The sequence below is a fragment of the Enterobacter cloacae complex sp. SHL012 genome, assembly GCF_049237505.1.
Lineage (GTDB): Bacteria > Pseudomonadota > Gammaproteobacteria > Enterobacterales > Enterobacteriaceae > Enterobacter > Enterobacter kobei.
The window spans coordinates 421,873-436,874 of sequence record NZ_JBMKIZ010000002.1 but is presented as its reverse complement, the minus strand read 5'-3'; the positions used below and the strand labels follow the sequence as shown (position 1 = coordinate 436,874).

The following is a 15,002-nucleotide window of genomic DNA, read 5'->3' as shown; positions in this document are numbered from 1 at the left end:
GCATCACAAATAATTGAATCAGTGCTTGCATAATTTTTTTCTTCGGTAAAACAGATGGCTCTGGCGGTGGGGATAAAAAGCTACCTGGCAGGTTTCATCGGGGATATAGTGTTAACAAGGTGACGTTTTCAGGAGAGATACCGTGGATTATCGTAAAATTATCAAAGAGGTAGGGCGTGGAAAAAACCATGCCCGCGACCTGGATCATGAGACAGCGCGTGCGCTTTACACCCGTATGCTCAACGGTGAGGTTCCCGATCTCGAACTCGGCGGCATTCTTATCGCCCTGCGCATTAAGGGAGAAGGTGAAGCGGAGATGCGCGGCTTTTATGAGGCGATGCAGGCGCAAACGCTGCGTCTGACGCCACCTGTGGCAAAACCGATGCCGATCGTCATTCCCAGCTATAACGGCGCGCGCAAGCAGGCCAACCTGACGCCGCTGCTGGCTATTCTGTTACATAAGCTGGGTTTTCCGGTGGTGGTGCATGGGGTGAGTGAAGATCCGACCCGCGTGCTGACAGAAACGATTTTTGAACTGCTGGGGATCGAACCCACTCTCCACGCCGGGCAGGCGCAGGCGAAGCTCGATAGCCATCAGCCGGTCTATATTCCCGTTAAGGCGCTCTGCCCGCCGCTGGAAAAGCAGCTCGCAATGCGCTGGCGAATGGGCGTGCGTAACAGCGCGCATACGCTGGCGAAGCTGGCCACGCCGTTTGCCGAAAATGCCGCGCTGCGCCTTTCCAGCGTTTCGCACCCGGAATACGTGGGGCGCGTGGGGAAATTCTTTGAAGAGATTGGCGGCAACGCGTTGCTGATGCATGGGACGGAAGGCGAGGTCTACGCTAATCCGCAGCGCTGCCCGCAAATAATGCTGATCGACGCGGCTGGGACGCGTATCGCGCTTGAACGTGGGGAAGAGAACAGCGGCGTTATTCTGCCGGAGGCGAAAGATCCCTACATCACCGCGAAGTGGATTGAACAGTGCCTTGCCGGAAATGTGCCGGTGCCGCAGTCCATCAGGTTACAGATGGCCTGCTGCCTGCTGGCGACCGGGGAAGTTGACACGGTCGAGGCTGGCATGAAACGGGTTGAGGCGGCATTTTAGGCAAAAAAAAGCCCGTCCAGTGGCGGACGGGCAAGCAAGGGTAACAAACAACAGGGTCAATGAGGGTTGGAGCAGCTCACCAGAGGGTTTGGTGAGGGTACAGCATTCATTCAGGCGATTATTTGTAGATAACCGCAGTACCGCTCAGCTTGTTGTTGGTGTTAGCGGAGGTGATGGTGTATCCGCTTGCACCGGCAGCAGCTGCTTTCTCAGCCAGTTTGGCTTCCAGACCGTCCAGCGTGGTCGCGCCTTCTGCACTCACCACACCGATTTTATTCATGCTCTGCGCCTGAGTAGATGAAACAGGCTCTACAGCGAATGCGCCAAAAGACAGAGCGGACAGGGCAACAGCAGCAACAGCATATTTGATGGTTTTCATAATTAATCTCTCGCAGGTTATTCTGTTAAGGGGACGATGTTCCGTCGATGTGATAAGTATCACGTTTTTTCTGCAGAGATAAAATCGAAGAGAATTGACGTGGTTAATCAAAAAAATTGAATGACAAATAACTTATTGATTATTAATAAATTCAAATTACGGCTTTACACTTCTTGTTGATACGCTTTACAGAAGAAAGATGAATGGCACATTTTGCTACGCGGTTCGCTAAAAAGCGTGAGCGTAAAGGTAAGCATTCGGGCGGTTAACTTAGGTAAAGGAAAGTCAGCGTAACTGGCTGTCTTTCGATCCTCTGCGATTATATCCCGAATGTGAAGCGTTTTTTGAATCTTTATCCTGCTGACAGGTTATACATAACCTTACCCCGGGAATGGCTTTTTGCCGCGCCTCAGGAATGGGCTCTCCGCACTCTTCGCATTCCGTTAAACTTTCGCCGCGCGGAATTTCGCCGCGAGCGCGCGCAACCGCATCTTCAATCGTACTGTTGATCTGTTCGTTCACGGCATCATCATTTGCCCAACCGGAAGCCATCTTGCCCTCCTGATATCGGTTTAAGCCATAGCGTTAATATGGGGTTAAAAAATGCACAATCAAGGTGAGAGGGGAGACAAACTGCATCTGGCAGGCAGATGCAGTCGGGTGAAAGGAAACACGTTATTTATAGATAGTCGCTGTGCCGTACATATGGTTATCTCCACCTGCGGAGTTCACCACGAAGCCTTTAGCGCCTTCCTGGCGAGCTTTTTCAGCCAGTTTATCCTGAAGATCGTCAAGGTTGCTTGCGCGGCTTACCGAGACGGTACCGGCCGGGCGCAGCTGGCTGGTGTCCGTGCTTTGGGTCAGGGACTGAACGGCCATAGCGGAGAAAGAGGCGCTCGCCAGGGTACCGGCGAGAAGAGCAAGGGTTAGATACTTTTTCATAATCACATCCTCATGAGGAAACAACAGGTGATTCCCTTTAAGTTTAGAAGCCTGACGAGTGTGATTTAGCGCAAATATTTGATGATGATCTGATTATTTTTTGAACGATAAAAGCTGACAATCCGCTGACAGATCATAGACATAAAGGTGTTTGATTTATGGCGCTTTTTTAAGGGTTGCAGAGAAAGATTTACCGTAGAGCCAGCACAAGGTATCTTACGCCGCTGTTTAAAGGAGAATGCCATGACTTCCCAAAAGCCGGGATTGCACCCACGAAATCGCCATCGCAGCCGCTACGACATGAACGCACTGTGCCAGAGTTGTCCGGCGCTGCAGGACTATATTGTCGAGACCCCCGCGGGTGAACCGTCGGTTAACTTTGCCGATCCGCTGGCGGTGAAAACCCTGAACAAGGCGCTGCTGGCGCATTTTTACGGTGTGGCGCACTGGGATATCCCGGAAGGCTTTCTCTGTCCTCCTGTTCCGGGCCGTGCTGATTACGTTCATCACCTTGCCGATCTTCTCGCCGACGATCGTGACGGCGCGATCCCCCAGCAGGCTTCCGTCCTGGATATTGGTACCGGGGCAAACCTGATTTACCCCCTGATTGGCGTGCATGAGTACCACTGGCGCTTTACCGGGAGCGAAATCGGTGCCGAGGCGTTTGCCAGCGCGCAGGCGATAATCAGCGCTAACGCTGGCCTGAGTCGTTCCATTCGTCTGCGTCGCCAGAAGGAGGCGACGTCAATCTTCAACGGCATCATTCACAAAAACGAAAGCTATGACGCCACGATGTGTAATCCGCCATTCCATGATTCGGCGGCAGCGGCCCGTGCAGGCAGCGAGCGCAAACGCCGCAACCTGGGTCAGGCCGAAGATGCCGTGCTGAACTTTGGTGGACAGCAGCAGGAGCTGTGGTGCGAGGGCGGTGAAGTCGCCTTCATCCTGCGGATGATTGCCGAAAGCAAACAGTTTGGTCGCCAGGTGAAATGGTTCACCACGCTGGTTTCCCGCGGAGATAACCTGCCGCCACTCTACCGGGCCCTCACCGAAGCAGGCGCGGTGAAAGTGGTGAAAAAAGAAATGGCGCAGGGCCAGAAGCAGAGCCGCTTTATTGCCTGGTCGTTTATGGATGACAACAAACGCCGCAAATAAGGTGTCCCGCAGGCCGGGTCAGGCGAAGCCGCCACCCGGCAACACGGCTACAATGTCGGCTCCTGCGGAGGTGGCATCGATGCCGGTGAAGGCAACACCTGATACGTCTGCACCGGCATCCGCACGTTAGCCAGATCAAAATGTTTTTTCACCATGCTGTCGAGCGCAAAGCGCACCGTCCACTGCTTCAGCGGCTGGGTGGTGAACGACACGCGAAGCGTAAATGCCGTATTCGTCAGCCCGACGATCCCGGCAAATGACGGCTCGCCAATTACAAGGCCGCGAATATCCTCCATCTGCATTAACTCTTCTACTGCGTCCCGCAGCGCCTGCTTCGCTTTGTCAGCATTCTCATGACGATCCACATCGTAGTTCGCCACAACGGAGCCAATCCCGCGCACAAAGTTGGCGAAGGTGGTGATCGATGACCACGGAATAATGTGGTATGCCCCGGTATCCTGACGCACGCCCACAGAACGAATCGACATCCGCTCGACCGTGCCGGTCAGCGGCCCGATGGTTACCAGATCGCCGGTGTTCATTCCGTTCTCAAACTGGATAAAAATGCCGGTAATAATATCCTTCACCAGCGTTTGTGACCCGAAGGAGATCGCCAGTCCCAGCGCACCGGCACCTGCCAGCAGCGGAGCGATGTTTACGCCGATTTCCGACAGCACAATCATGATGGTGATGGTACTGATGATCACCGCCAGCGCATTGCGGAACAGGGTCAACAGCGTGCGCGCACGGGCGCTGGGGAGCGGTCTGCCGTGAATATCGGACACCAGACGGTTCTCGATAAGGCTCGCCAGCAGCGTCCACCCAACGGCGGAGAAAAACAGAATCAGTGCGATACGAATTAAAATATCAACGGTCTTCTCGCCTGTGCCGTTATGCAGCCAGTTCCAGAAATCAAACAGGTTCCACGCATTCAGCAGCAGCATAATCGCCACGCAGACGGTCAGAATGCGCGCCACTTTGAGGGAGACTGACATCCAGCCGTTCACGCGTTTTTGCAGTTCCGGATAATTACGCTGTACGTGCGGGGACAGGGTGATGGTTTTCGAAATCCAGCGCGACAACAGCCCCGACACAAATGCCGCGATGCCGATAATCGCCAGGCTTTTGAACGTCGCCCCCATCATAAATTTCAGGCTATTACCCGGGTCGAACAGTGAGAAGAAGCACAGCACGATGAAATAAGCGCTTGCCAGCCAGTGCCACACCAGCGCGAAGGCGCGAATGAAGAGGCTAAAGAACGACAAAGAACGATCGGCCAGATGCAGCAGACTCTCCGTGATCGCCTTTTTATTGTGGAAGATAAGGTACAGCGACCAGACGGTAATACAGAGCATGATCAACACGTTCGCCAGCGCGCCAAACTGCACGTTGACCTGGTTGGAGATGATCGGCACCGCAACCAGCAGGCCGTAGCCAATCAGGCCGCTGAGCACGCTGAGCCGCACGGCCCAGTATTTCGCGCTGTCGTTACCGATCGTAAACGGGCGGAGTTCAGGCACGCGCGGGCAAAAGATGACGCGCAGTACCGCTTTAAAAAATTCGATGAGCGCAAACGCATTCAGAAAGAGCGCCTGCTGGAAGGCAATGGTTTTGTTGCCCGTATTGAGACGGTCCGCCAGCACCTGACCCACAAACAGCGTCAAGGCCAGCAGCAGTAAATCAATAATAAAGGCTCCGGCGATCATGGCGGGGAGGTGCAGCCAGCTGTTTTTATGCTGGTTCTTTTTTCGGCCCCAGTAGCCCATCTTGCGGTAAAGCGGCCAGGCACAGAGGCGTACCAGCCAGTAAAAAATAAATACCGCGCCCGCCAGCATCAAAAACTGGGTGGCGGCGGCGCTAAAGGTTTGCGGGTTAAATGCCTTATGGGGCGATCCCATCAGGTTGCGAAAGAGCTGGGCAAAGCGTGTTGAGAGCGCTTCACCAAAGCGTCGGCTCACGTCGGTGACGTTTTCCAGTACGGTTTTTTGTTCCTCTACCTGCGGCGCGGTGAGGGTGGGAACGGTCTCCTTTGGCGGCGTGGCGGCGGCTTTACGCAGCTGATCGATTAACTCTTTTCGGGAGGCATCGTTTTCAAGCACGTCGGCAAGTGCGCCGTAAGCCGCTTTTTTTTGTTCAACATCCGGTTCCGGGGGCGGCGTACTTTGCTGGGACGCGGTCGTTCCGGTGGTCACGCCGGGGATCGCCACGGCGAGGGATGGCGCACTAAACAGGCTTATCAACAGCAGCAGGAACCACGGCACGGCGTCCTCCGACAAAATATCGTGCAAAATGATAAGTATAGAGGGCGCGGGGAGGAGGGGAGTTTTTGGGAACAATCTGGCGTAAAAAAGCCGGGCAAGCCCGGCTCAGCGTGAAGCGTAAGATCAGGAGACGTGCTGCAGGAACTCCTGCAAACGCTGGCTCGGCGGATTAGCAATCAGTTCCTGCGGGTTACCGTCTTCCGCGATACGACCTTTATCGATAAAGATCAGGCGGGACGCGACTTTCTCCGCAAAGCCGATTTCGTGGGTCACGATAACCATCGTCATCCCTTCCTCTGCCAGATCCTGCATGACTTTCAGCACTTCGTGGCGCAGCTCCGGGTCGAGTGCGGACGTTGGCTCATCAAACAGCATCATCTTCGGCTTCACAGCCAGCGCGCGGGCAATCGCGACGCGCTGCTGTTGACCACCGGAGAGCTCGGAAGGGTAGTGGTGCGCACGTTCTGCCAGACCCACTTTTGCCAGCAGATCTTTTGCCAGCGCTTCCGCCGCCGCTTTGCTGGCACCGCGCACGCGCAGCGGGCCGAACATCACGTTTTCCAGCGCCGTCAGGTGAGGGAACAGGTAGAACTGCTGGAACACCATGCCCGCTTCCTGACGAATCAGGCGCTCGTCCACTTTCGGGTCATTGACCTTCAGACCGTCGACAATCAGATCGCCGCTGGTGACCTCTTCCAGTTTGTTAATGCAGCGCAGCAAAGTGGATTTACCGGAACCGGACGGCCCGATAATGACCACCACTTCACCTTGGGTAATGTTCAGATCAATATTGTGCAGCACCTGGGTTGGGCCAAAGTGCTTGGAAACGTTTTTAAATTCAATCACAGGATTTTCATCCTTCTTTCAAGACGACGCAGAACGAAGCTCAGAACCAGAGTAATGATCAGGTAGACAACGGCTACCGCACTCCAGATTTCCAGCGCGCGGAAGTTGCCAGCAATGATCTCCTGCCCCTGACGGGTCAGCTCAGCCACGCCGATAACGATGAACAGCGACGTATCTTTAATACTGATGATCCACTGGTTACCCAGCGGTGGCAGCATGCGACGCAGCGCCAGCGGAAGAATGACGTGGCGGATCGTTTCGCGACGCGAAAGGCCCAGCGCCAGACCCGCTTCACTGAAACCTTTATGAATCGACAGCACCGCACCGCGGGTGATTTCCGCAATGTAGGCGCCCGAGTTGATCATAATGGTCACGACGGCTGCGCTGAACGGATCGATACGCAGGTCGGTGAAGGCCATTGGCAGGGCGAAGTAGATGAACATGACCTGCACGACAATCGGGGTGCCGCGGATCACTTCGATGAAAACCAGTGCGATGTGGTTTGCAATCCAGCCGCCGTAGGTGCGGGCGAAACCGGCGACAAGACCGATAATCAACCCGCCCACCAGACCCAGGACCGAAATCCACAGGGTCATTTTAGCGCCTTCAAGCAAGAGTGGAATGGCAGGCCAGATGGCGCTCCAGTCAAACTGCATGATGTATTCCTGTATACCGTGGTGAAAAACGAAAAATGTAGGCCCGGTAAACGTCAGCGCCACCGGGCGTTACAAACCTGATTTCAGGTGAAATTATTTAGGCTCAGTACCGAACCATTTTTTGTAGATTTCGTTATACGTGCCGTTCTCTTTAAGCGTTTTCAGCGCGCCGTTCACTTTCGTGCGCAGATCGTCGCTGCCTTTCGGGAATGCGATACCGTACTGCTGTGCTTCCAGAGAGTCGCCTACCGCTTTGAACTTGCCGTTACCTGCGGTTTTGATGAAGTACAGGATGTTCGGTGTATCGTGCAGAACAGCGTCAGCACGGTTGGTGCCGAGTTCCATGTACGCGTTGTCGATGTTCGGGAACTGACGCAGGTCTTTGGTTTTAATGTTCGCTTTTGCGTAATCCACGGAACCGGTACCGCCCTTCACTGCGACAACTTTACCGTCGAGGTCTTTCACGCTTTTGACGTCATTGTTATCGGCTTTGACCATGACCAGCAGACCACTTTTGTAGTAACCGTCAGAGAAGTCGATCGCTTTTTTACGCTCTTCGGTGATGGTGATACCCGCCAGGGCCAGATCAACGTTTTTGGTTTGCAGTGCCGGGATGATGCCGCTGAAGTCCATTGGCTTCAGGGTGTAATCCAGTTTGAGTTCTTTTGCGATAGCGGCCCACAAATCAACATCGAAGCCAACGTATTTATCACCCTGTTTGAATTCAAACGGAACGAACGCCGTGTCGGTCGCCACAACCAGTTTGTCGGCAGCCTGAGCGGACACCGCAAAAGCCAGGGTAAGTGCAGCCAGTGAAACTTTTAATACAGACTTCATAGCATTTCCTTTTATATCCACGGGGCGATCCCCTGAGAGAACGACAGGCACAATGAAAAAATCGTGCCAACTTTACAAGCTGTTGTTTTGCAAAGGGGATGGAGTCATGCATTGCACAAAAAACGGGGCAATGATGTTGTGTTGCACCATGGTGGAGCACCATTTTGGTGCGCGTCGTTTGGCTCAACTGACGGGGAGATATTTAGCGTAAATTCTGACGAAAAAACAATCTTCCATTAACGGTTGTGTGAGGTGATTATTACAATTTCTTCACTTTTGCACCGTATCAGGCCAAAAGTGTGCACCATAGATGTGCAAAACCCTCACCGGAAGGCGAGGGTTCGATAGAAAAATCGTATGGATTACTCGATGTTAGATTCGATAAACCACAGGAACTGATCCAGATCGCGGGAGGCGGCGGTGAAGATATCTGCCGTATCCTCATCTTTGGCTTCGCTAATCGCTTTGCGCACGTCATTGGCCACAATCGCGTAACGGTCTGCCAGCTCTTTCAGGTGATCCTGCACGGTATGGATATCCAGCGGGTAGCTTTTCAGTGGCGTTTTACTGTTAATCACCTGCGTGGTACCCAGCGCAACACCACCCAACTGTACGGCACGTTCAGCCATCGTATCGAGGTGTGTCACCAGTGCTGTGCGGAAGCCATCCAGCATTTCATGAACGGCAATAAAGTTTGCACCGCGCATATTCCAGTGGGCCTGTTTGGTGATCAGCGAAAGATCGATGAACTGGATCACCTGGCGATTCAGCAACTCAATGGTCGCTTTTTTGTCGCTATCCGATACATCGTTACGGGTATAAAGCAGATTAGACGCTTTCGTTTTCACCAGTTTAGCGGTACTCATAATCTCATATCCTCTTGATGTTAATGTCCCAGGTAATTACGGAACTAAGTATAGCACCGGATTTTTTCTCTGCGGTCTGGCTGTGCCTATCGGTTTAATAGCAAGAAGGAGGTTGATAATATAATTTACTGATATAAATAGATTATTTTAGAATTGATACAGATCAATCTTAATTGAGGACAGAGAAAAAAGGCTTGGCAGGATATTTCGATAATATGACAAAGTATGTAAGAAATTATAACGCCTGACGATCTGGCCTTTATTCTGCATGGCCACAAAGCCATGCAGAATATATGGCATCAGTTGATGTCGATTTTCTCAACTTTGGGTTCCGGGCGCATGGTGAGCGTTGACCCCATTGAGGCTGCAATAATAGAGCAGAGTGCCAGCGTCTGGGTAAACGTCAGCGTTTCGCCAAGGAATACCATTCCGGAGATTGCCGCCAGGGCAGGCTCCATGCTCATCAGGGTGCCAAAAATGCGTGTCGGCAGACGCGTCAGAGCGATCATCTCCAGAGAATAGGGGAGCGCCGTTGAGAGCACTGCGACCGCCAGTCCAATGGGCATAACTGACCATTGCCAGATAGACGCCGTGGCCTGCGCCATACCGATCGGCACAAAAACGATAGCCGCAATCACGGAACCCAGGGCGACCGTTGCCGGGCCATGTTCTTCGCCAGCGCGCTGCCCGGTGAGGATATAAACGGCCCAGCAGGCACCGGCTCCGAGAGCCAGCGCGGCACCCGTAAGATCAATCTCAGTGACATTCTGGCCGAGCGGCAACAGGAACCATAAGCCCAGCACCGCCAATACGACCCAGATAAAATCCACCGGACGACGGGAAGAGAAAAGTGCCACCGCCAGCGGACCGGTAAACTCCAGCGCGACGGCGATCCCGAGGGGGATGGTCTGGATGGAGAGGTAGAACATATAGTTCATCGCCCCAAGAGACAGACCATAAAACAGCAGGGGGAGACGTTGCTCTTTTTTGAAGCGCAGACGCCAGGGTTTGAAAATGGCAACCAGTATCGCCGTGCCCAGCACGATACGCAGGGCCGTCACCCCGGGTGCCCCTACCAGTGGAAAGAGCGATTTTGCCAGCGAGGCACCGCTTTGAATGGACAACATGGCAATGAGTATGACTGCTACCGGCAACCAGACCGACGACGTGCGGGATAACCCAGGCATCCTTTCTCCTGTCAGCTTCTGTCAAATGAAGTAAAGGTTGCAGTGTAAAGGAAATATACAGCGACGGTTGAGACTCTGTTGAAAAAAAAGCCCCATGAAATCCGTAAAATGGTTAACTACTGCTGGATTAATCGTCTTAAAGATTAGGAATAATCTGGATGAATGTAACAGCACAGACGCGCAATATGGGCGTTTTGTAGGAAAAATCGCATGTGATTTGAAAGAGTTAGCTGAGGTTGGAAACGTTCTGTTACAGGAAAGACCTCGTTAGACATCACGAATCACAAAGAGTTTCGCAAAATTTTTTGATATATTTAAAACTTACGGACTTACTTGAAGCACATTTGAGGTGGTTATGAAAAAAATTGCATGTCTTTCAGCACTGGCCGCTGTACTGGCTGTTTCCGCAGGTACCGCTGTAGCGGCTACTTCTACTGTAACCGGTGGTTACGCTCAGAGCGATATGCAGGGCGTAATGAACAAAACTAACGGTTTCAACCTGAAGTATCGTTACGAGCAGGATAACAACCCGCTGGGCGTGATCGGTTCTTTCACCTACACCGAGAAAGATCGTACTGAAAACGGCGCGTACAACAAAGGCCAGTACTACGGTATCACTGCTGGTCCAGCTTACCGTCTGAATGACTGGGCAAGCATCTACGGTGTTGTAGGTGTTGGCTACGGTAAATTCCAGCAGACCGAAAACCAGGGTCTGAACCGCACTGCAAGCACCAGCGACTACGGCTTCTCCTATGGCGCAGGCCTGCAGTTCAACCCAATCCAGGACGTTGCTCTGGACTTCTCCTATGAGCAGAGCCGTATCCGCAACGTTGACGTTGGCACCTGGATCGCGGGCGTAGGTTACCGCTTCTAATCACTCCGGTGATCGAATAAAAAATCCGCCCAATGTGGCGGATTTTTTTTTGTTTGTTCCCTCTCCACGTGGGAGAGGATCAGGGTGAGAGCATCAGTCTGACGGCAGAAATCACTTACTCTTAATATCAAAAATATCCGTACCCAGATGGTTATAGTCAACTTTCTGTAACTTGAAGTTGGTAACGTACACTGGGGGCGCTTTCTTGTTGGAGATGAACGGATACGTATTTTTTATCTCTTCGGCTTTAATCCCCGTCCACTGAGAGAAGAACTGCAGGAAATCATTCGCCGAACGGCGCGCTTTAATCACGCGATGCGTTCTATCATCACTCGACAGCACCATAAACGGGACCTGGAAGTTCTGCTGGAACTTGTCGTCATGGGCCAGGTATTGCACTTCTTTGCCACGCTCTTTAAACGCCAGCCCGTGATCCGAGAAATAGACCACAGAGAAACTGTCGCCCGTATTGCGCAGCTGATCGTACAGCTTGCTGAGCAGATCGTCGGTTTGCGTCATGGTGTAGAGATAACAAGAGGTCTCTTTGGACTGCACGAAATCCGCGTATTTCCCGTCAGTGCGATCGCAGGCCTGCGGGTGTGAGCCCATCAGGTGAAGGACAATCAGCTGAGGCTGGGTGCGTGGGGTGGCAAACACCTGCGCCGTCATTTTCAGCAACGCTTCGTCTTTCGTATTTTTGTCGGCCTCAAAGTCACCGCTCTTCAGGAACTGCACTTCGTCAGCACGCTTCGCAATACTGGCGATGGCCGTATCGTATTCGCCAATTTGCCCCTGATTAGAGAACCACCATGTCTGGAAACCTGCGCGGTTTGCCAGGGTAACAAAGTTATCCTGGTACTGGGGTTTGCCCTCTACCACACGGTTTAGCGTCAGACCCAGCGATTTCTGCGTCGAGCCACTGGCCGCGACATAATCAGTAAACAGGGTGCCATTGACCGAGCTGGCAAACGGCGTGTTATTCCAGTGTCCGCCGAATGCGCCCATTGCGTCGCGACGGGCACTCTCGCCGATCACTACCACGTAGGTATGGTATTTCGGCTTCACCGCCAGCACGTTCCAGGTGTCTTTCTTATTGGAAAGTTCAGCCATGCGCGCCTGCTCGTCGAGTACTTCTCTGTTATTCACGACAACGTCTTTCACGAAGCGGAAAACCGGATAGCCTACGTTAATGAGCCTTAACTTACCGTCCCAGGGAATATTCTGGATGGGGGCAACGAACGCCACCGCAATACTGAATACCAGACAGAGAATTTCGATCTTGCCCCAGGATTTTTTCTCAACTGACTGACGGCGAATGGCAATAACCCCCAGCGCGAAGATAAAGAGCCCTACCACGTAGCTGTACCACGGGAAGATGGTCAGGATCTCCGTCGACTCTTCCATATTGGTCGAGTGCAGCGCGAGCAGGGTATTAAAGTTTGGCGAGCCATAAGCCTGGCCAAACGGGAAATAGAGGGCAGCGACCAGCGAACAGATTCCAATCAGCGTTTTTTGCACGCGCGGTGCTGCCCGCCACAGTACATGCAGAATGCAGGTGAACGCCACCGCATACAGCAGGCTGAAGGGATAGCCGAGTGCAAAGTTAATCAGCAATGACTGCAAAAAGTAAAACGCCGTCCACGGGCTTAAGGCCCGGCTACGGGTAACGACAGAATCTATCAGGGTTAAATTCATAGGTCACTATCATGGATAAAAACGCCATGTGCTCACCCTGGCGTCAAGGGTCATAACCTGCCTGACAGTGCGTAGAAAGGGAATGAGGGTCCGCTTCAGCGAGCCGCAAATAGTGCAGGGCTGCAAGAAGATAGTGCGAGCGCAAAATAATAGCAACAGTTGCTCAACAGATGTTTTGCGAAGAGGATTGCAAATCCGTAAAAAAGATCGGGAATAGGGCGGCCGGAAGCCAGTTTACAGCGGGAATGTGACGCAGAGATGAAGCGGCGTACCGCAACGCCGCTTAGTGGGAAGGTTTGTCGTCCTGATGCGGTTTGTTGTTAAACATATCGCACAGCATGTTCAACAGCATCAAGCGCACTTTAAAGGGAGAGTGGGTAAACACGGTCATACACCTCTTGAATTCGTTCATAAGACCTCCTGATTTTTGATCCCTTCGATCCGTGAAGGGTGACTGCATTACATACAGATATAGCACAGGCTATATTGTATAGCTATGGCTATTTCGTTAATTTTTTGTGCTTGCAGAGGGATGGTTTACAATGTGCGCTCTCGATACCGGGCGCTGGAAGCGTCACCCCACTGAGGAAGTACAATGAACCGTCGCGCAGGTAAGCCAACAATCAGAAAAACGACGCAGCTGGTGAATGTTGAAGAACATGTCGAAGGGTTTCGCCAGGTCCGTGAAGCGCACCGTCGTGAACTGATTGATGACTATGTTGAGCTGATTTCCGATCTGATCCGTGAAGTCGGGGAAGCGCGGCAGGTCGATATGGCCGCCAGACTGGGGGTATCACAGCCGACAGTGGCTAAAATGTTAAAACGTCTGGCTTCGGTGGGCTTAATTGAAATGATCCCCTGGCGCGGTGTATTTCTGACGCCGGAAGGGGAGAAGCTTGCACAGGAGAGCCGCGAGCGTCACCAGTTAGTCGAGAACTTTTTACTGGTACTGGGCGTTAGCCCGGAGATTGCCCGCCGGGATGCGGAAGGAATGGAGCACCACGTAAGTGAAGAGACGCTGGTGAAGTTTCGTGAATTTACCCTTAAATACGGTCCCTCCGCTGAATGAAAATCCCCGGACTGCATGCCCTGGCACGCGATCGTTTCTTCCATCTCTTATTAATCATTGGCGCAGGGTTAAGCCTCTTTGTGCCGTTTGCGCCCCGCGCCTGGGTTGCCGCCATTGACTGGCGCACCATCATTACCCTGAGTGGGTTAATGATGCTGACCAAAGGGGTTGAGCTGAGCGGCTATTTTGACGTGCTGGGCCGTAAAATGGTGCGCCGTTTTGCCACCGAGCGCAGGCTGGCGCTGTTTATGGTCTTCTCCGCTGCGGTGCTGTCGACGTTTCTGACCAACGATGTGGCACTGTTTATCATCGTGCCCCTCACGCTGACGCTACGCAGGCTTTGCGAGATCCCGGTCAGCCGGCTGATCATCTTTGAAGCGCTGGCCGTGAACGCCGGTTCTCTGTTGACCCCTATCGGCAACCCGCAAAATATCCTGCTCTGGGGGCGGTCCGGCCTGTCGTTTGCCGCCTTTACCTGGCAGATGGCCCCGCTGGCACTGGTGATGATGCTGTCGCTACTGGCGGTATGCTGGTTTGCTTTTCCGGATAAAAAACTACAGTACCATAGCGGAACCGCGGGCCCGCAGTGGCAGCCGCGTCTGGTCTGGAGCTGCCTCGGGTTGTACATCGTCTTTCTCATCGCGCTGGAACTGAAGGTTGAGCTGGCGGGTGTGCTGCTGGTCGCCGCAGGCTTTGTCGTGCTGGCACGCCGGGTGCTGGTGAGCGTGGACTGGACGCTGCTGCTGGTCTTTATGGCGATGTTTATTGATGTGCATCTTCTTATCCAGCTTCCGGTGCTGCAAAACGTGTTGCACAGCGTCAGCACGCTGTCTCAGCCGGGTCTGTGGCTGACGGCCATTGGCCTGTCGCAGTTTATCAGCAACGTGCCTTCCACCATTCTGCTGCTCAACTATGTTCCGCCTGACACCCTTCTGGCCTGGGCGGTGAACATTGGCGGGTTTGGGCTGCTGCCCGGCTCGCTGGCAAACCTCATTGCCCTGCGTATGGCCAGCGATCGTCGTATCTGGTGGCGCTTCCATCTCTGGTCCCTCCCCATGCTGGTGTGGGCTGCGGCGATCGGTTTCGGATTATTCCTTCTCATATAGTGCGCAATTTGTCAGTTTTTCCTG

Annotated in this window: 16 protein-coding genes; 5 read left to right on the top strand and 11 right to left on the bottom strand. The window is 53.2% G+C overall.

Annotated features, from left to right (window positions below; all coding sequences use genetic code 11):
- Positions 1-142 precede the first annotated feature (142 nt).
- Entirely contained in the window at positions 143-1,105 is a 963-nt protein-coding gene (gene ybiB / locus ACOTY9_RS09710) for a DNA-binding protein YbiB (RefSeq protein ID WP_014883101.1), read from the top strand.
- Between the two features lie 118 nt (positions 1,106-1,223).
- On the opposite strand, the gene ybiJ is transcribed toward ybiB, so the two are convergent.
- The 3 genes from ybiJ to mcbA all read right to left on the bottom strand — a co-directional run bounded on the left by ybiJ (position 1,224) and on the right by mcbA (position 2,426).
- Positions 1,224-1,484: a DUF1471 family protein YbiJ gene (gene ybiJ / locus ACOTY9_RS09705; protein ID WP_014883102.1), complete on the bottom strand. Its 261-nt coding sequence runs from the start codon at positions 1,482-1,484 to the stop codon at positions 1,224-1,226.
- A 285-nt stretch (positions 1,485-1,769) separates the two neighbouring features.
- Positions 1,770-2,036, bottom strand: a complete 267-nt coding sequence (locus tag ACOTY9_RS09700; protein WP_014883103.1) for a DksA/TraR family C4-type zinc finger protein — start codon at positions 2,034-2,036, stop codon at positions 1,770-1,772.
- A gap of 123 nt (positions 2,037-2,159) precedes the next feature.
- On the bottom strand, positions 2,160-2,426 hold the full coding sequence (gene mcbA, locus ACOTY9_RS09695; protein ID WP_014883104.1) for a DUF1471 family periplasmic protein McbA: 267 nt from the start codon (positions 2,424-2,426) through the stop codon (positions 2,160-2,162).
- A gap of 243 nt (positions 2,427-2,669) precedes the next feature.
- Between mcbA and rlmF the strand changes: the two genes are divergently transcribed.
- A complete protein-coding gene (gene rlmF, locus ACOTY9_RS09690) occupies positions 2,670-3,581 on the top strand; it encodes a 23S rRNA (adenine(1618)-N(6))-methyltransferase RlmF (RefSeq protein WP_023332468.1) in 912 nt (303 codons plus the stop codon).
- Between the two features lie 47 nt (positions 3,582-3,628).
- Here rlmF and ybiO read toward each other — a convergent pair whose 3' ends face one another.
- From ybiO to rhtA, 6 genes are all read right to left on the bottom strand, one after another.
- On the bottom strand, positions 3,629-5,842 hold the full coding sequence (ybiO, locus tag ACOTY9_RS09685) for a mechanosensitive channel protein (protein WP_014883106.1): 2,214 nt from the start codon (positions 5,840-5,842) through the stop codon (positions 3,629-3,631).
- 123 nt (positions 5,843-5,965) lie between these two features.
- A complete protein-coding gene (gene glnQ / locus ACOTY9_RS09680; RefSeq protein ID WP_014883107.1) occupies positions 5,966-6,688 on the bottom strand; it encodes a glutamine ABC transporter ATP-binding protein GlnQ in 723 nt (240 codons plus the stop codon).
- On the bottom strand, positions 6,685-7,344 hold the full coding sequence (glnP, locus tag ACOTY9_RS09675; RefSeq protein WP_003858462.1) for a glutamine ABC transporter permease GlnP: 660 nt from the start codon (positions 7,342-7,344) through the stop codon (positions 6,685-6,687). The genes glnQ and glnP overlap by 4 nt, the downstream gene beginning before the upstream one ends.
- A gap of 93 nt (positions 7,345-7,437) precedes the next feature.
- The gene (gene glnH / locus ACOTY9_RS09670) at positions 7,438-8,181 is read right to left on the bottom strand and encodes a glutamine ABC transporter substrate-binding protein GlnH (RefSeq protein ID WP_348565679.1); all 744 of its coding nucleotides are present in this window, start codon (positions 8,179-8,181) and stop codon (positions 7,438-7,440) included.
- A 362-nt stretch (positions 8,182-8,543) separates the two neighbouring features.
- Positions 8,544-9,047, bottom strand: a complete 504-nt coding sequence (gene dps, locus ACOTY9_RS09665; RefSeq protein WP_008501171.1) for a DNA starvation/stationary phase protection protein Dps — start codon at positions 9,045-9,047, stop codon at positions 8,544-8,546.
- 299 nt (positions 9,048-9,346) lie between these two features.
- Complete coding sequence (rhtA, locus tag ACOTY9_RS09660; protein ID WP_014883109.1) at positions 9,347-10,234, bottom strand: threonine/homoserine exporter RhtA; 888 nt, start codon at positions 10,232-10,234, stop codon at positions 9,347-9,349.
- Positions 10,235-10,589: 355 nt separating this feature from the next.
- Between rhtA and ompX the strand changes: the two genes are divergently transcribed.
- Positions 10,590-11,108 (top strand): outer membrane protein OmpX, encoded by a 519-nt coding sequence (gene ompX / locus ACOTY9_RS09655; protein WP_014883110.1) that lies wholly within the window; start codon positions 10,590-10,592, stop codon positions 11,106-11,108.
- A gap of 111 nt (positions 11,109-11,219) precedes the next feature.
- On the opposite strand, the gene ACOTY9_RS09650 is transcribed toward ompX, so the two are convergent.
- Both ACOTY9_RS09650 and mntS read right to left on the bottom strand, forming a co-directional pair.
- Entirely contained in the window at positions 11,220-12,803 is a 1,584-nt protein-coding gene (locus ACOTY9_RS09650; RefSeq protein WP_348565678.1) for a phosphoethanolamine transferase, read from the bottom strand.
- 283 nt (positions 12,804-13,086) lie between these two features.
- The gene (mntS, locus tag ACOTY9_RS09645; protein ID WP_014831181.1) at positions 13,087-13,215 is read right to left on the bottom strand and encodes a manganase accumulation protein MntS; all 129 of its coding nucleotides are present in this window, start codon (positions 13,213-13,215) and stop codon (positions 13,087-13,089) included.
- Positions 13,216-13,398: 183 nt separating this feature from the next.
- Between mntS and mntR the strand changes: the two genes are divergently transcribed.
- Together mntR and ACOTY9_RS09635 are read left to right on the top strand one after the other, a co-directional pair.
- Positions 13,399-13,872 (top strand): manganese-binding transcriptional regulator MntR, encoded by a 474-nt coding sequence (gene mntR / locus ACOTY9_RS09640; RefSeq protein WP_014169260.1) that lies wholly within the window; start codon positions 13,399-13,401, stop codon positions 13,870-13,872.
- Positions 13,869-14,978: an anion transporter gene (locus tag ACOTY9_RS09635; protein WP_023332471.1), complete on the top strand. Its 1,110-nt coding sequence runs from the start codon at positions 13,869-13,871 to the stop codon at positions 14,976-14,978. Before mntR ends, ACOTY9_RS09635 begins: the two co-directional genes overlap by 4 nt.
- Positions 14,979-15,002 lie beyond the last annotated feature (24 nt).

Excerpts from the sequence above, each read along its gene's own strand:
- ybiJ (WP_014883102.1), bottom strand. The coding sequence starts at position 1,484 with ATGAAAACCATCAAATATGCTGTTGCTGCTGTTGCCCTGTCCGCTCTG.
- ACOTY9_RS09700 (WP_014883103.1), bottom strand. The coding sequence starts at position 2,036 with ATGGCTTCCGGTTGGGCAAATGATGATGCCGTGAACGAACAGATCAAC.
- mcbA (WP_014883104.1), bottom strand. The coding sequence starts at position 2,426 with ATGAAAAAGTATCTAACCCTTGCTCTTCTCGCCGGTACCCTGGCGAGC.
- rlmF (WP_023332468.1), top strand. The coding sequence starts at position 2,670 with ATGACTTCCCAAAAGCCGGGATTGCACCCACGAAATCGCCATCGCAGC.
- glnP (WP_003858462.1), bottom strand. The coding sequence starts at position 7,344 with ATGCAGTTTGACTGGAGCGCCATCTGGCCTGCCATTCCACTCTTGCTT.
- glnH (WP_348565679.1), bottom strand. The coding sequence starts at position 8,181 with ATGAAGTCTGTATTAAAAGTTTCACTGGCTGCACTTACCCTGGCTTTT.
- dps (WP_008501171.1), bottom strand. The coding sequence starts at position 9,047 with ATGAGTACCGCTAAACTGGTGAAAACGAAAGCGTCTAATCTGCTTTAT.
- rhtA (WP_014883109.1), bottom strand. The coding sequence starts at position 10,234 with ATGCCTGGGTTATCCCGCACGTCGTCGGTCTGGTTGCCGGTAGCAGTC.
- ompX (WP_014883110.1), top strand. The coding sequence starts at position 10,590 with ATGAAAAAAATTGCATGTCTTTCAGCACTGGCCGCTGTACTGGCTGTT.
- ACOTY9_RS09650 (WP_348565678.1), bottom strand. The coding sequence starts at position 12,803 with ATGAATTTAACCCTGATAGATTCTGTCGTTACCCGTAGCCGGGCCTTA.
- mntS (WP_014831181.1), bottom strand. The coding sequence starts at position 13,215 with ATGAACGAATTCAAGAGGTGTATGACCGTGTTTACCCACTCTCCCTTT.
- mntR (WP_014169260.1), top strand. The coding sequence starts at position 13,399 with ATGAACCGTCGCGCAGGTAAGCCAACAATCAGAAAAACGACGCAGCTG.
- ACOTY9_RS09635 (WP_023332471.1), top strand. The coding sequence starts at position 13,869 with ATGAAAATCCCCGGACTGCATGCCCTGGCACGCGATCGTTTCTTCCAT.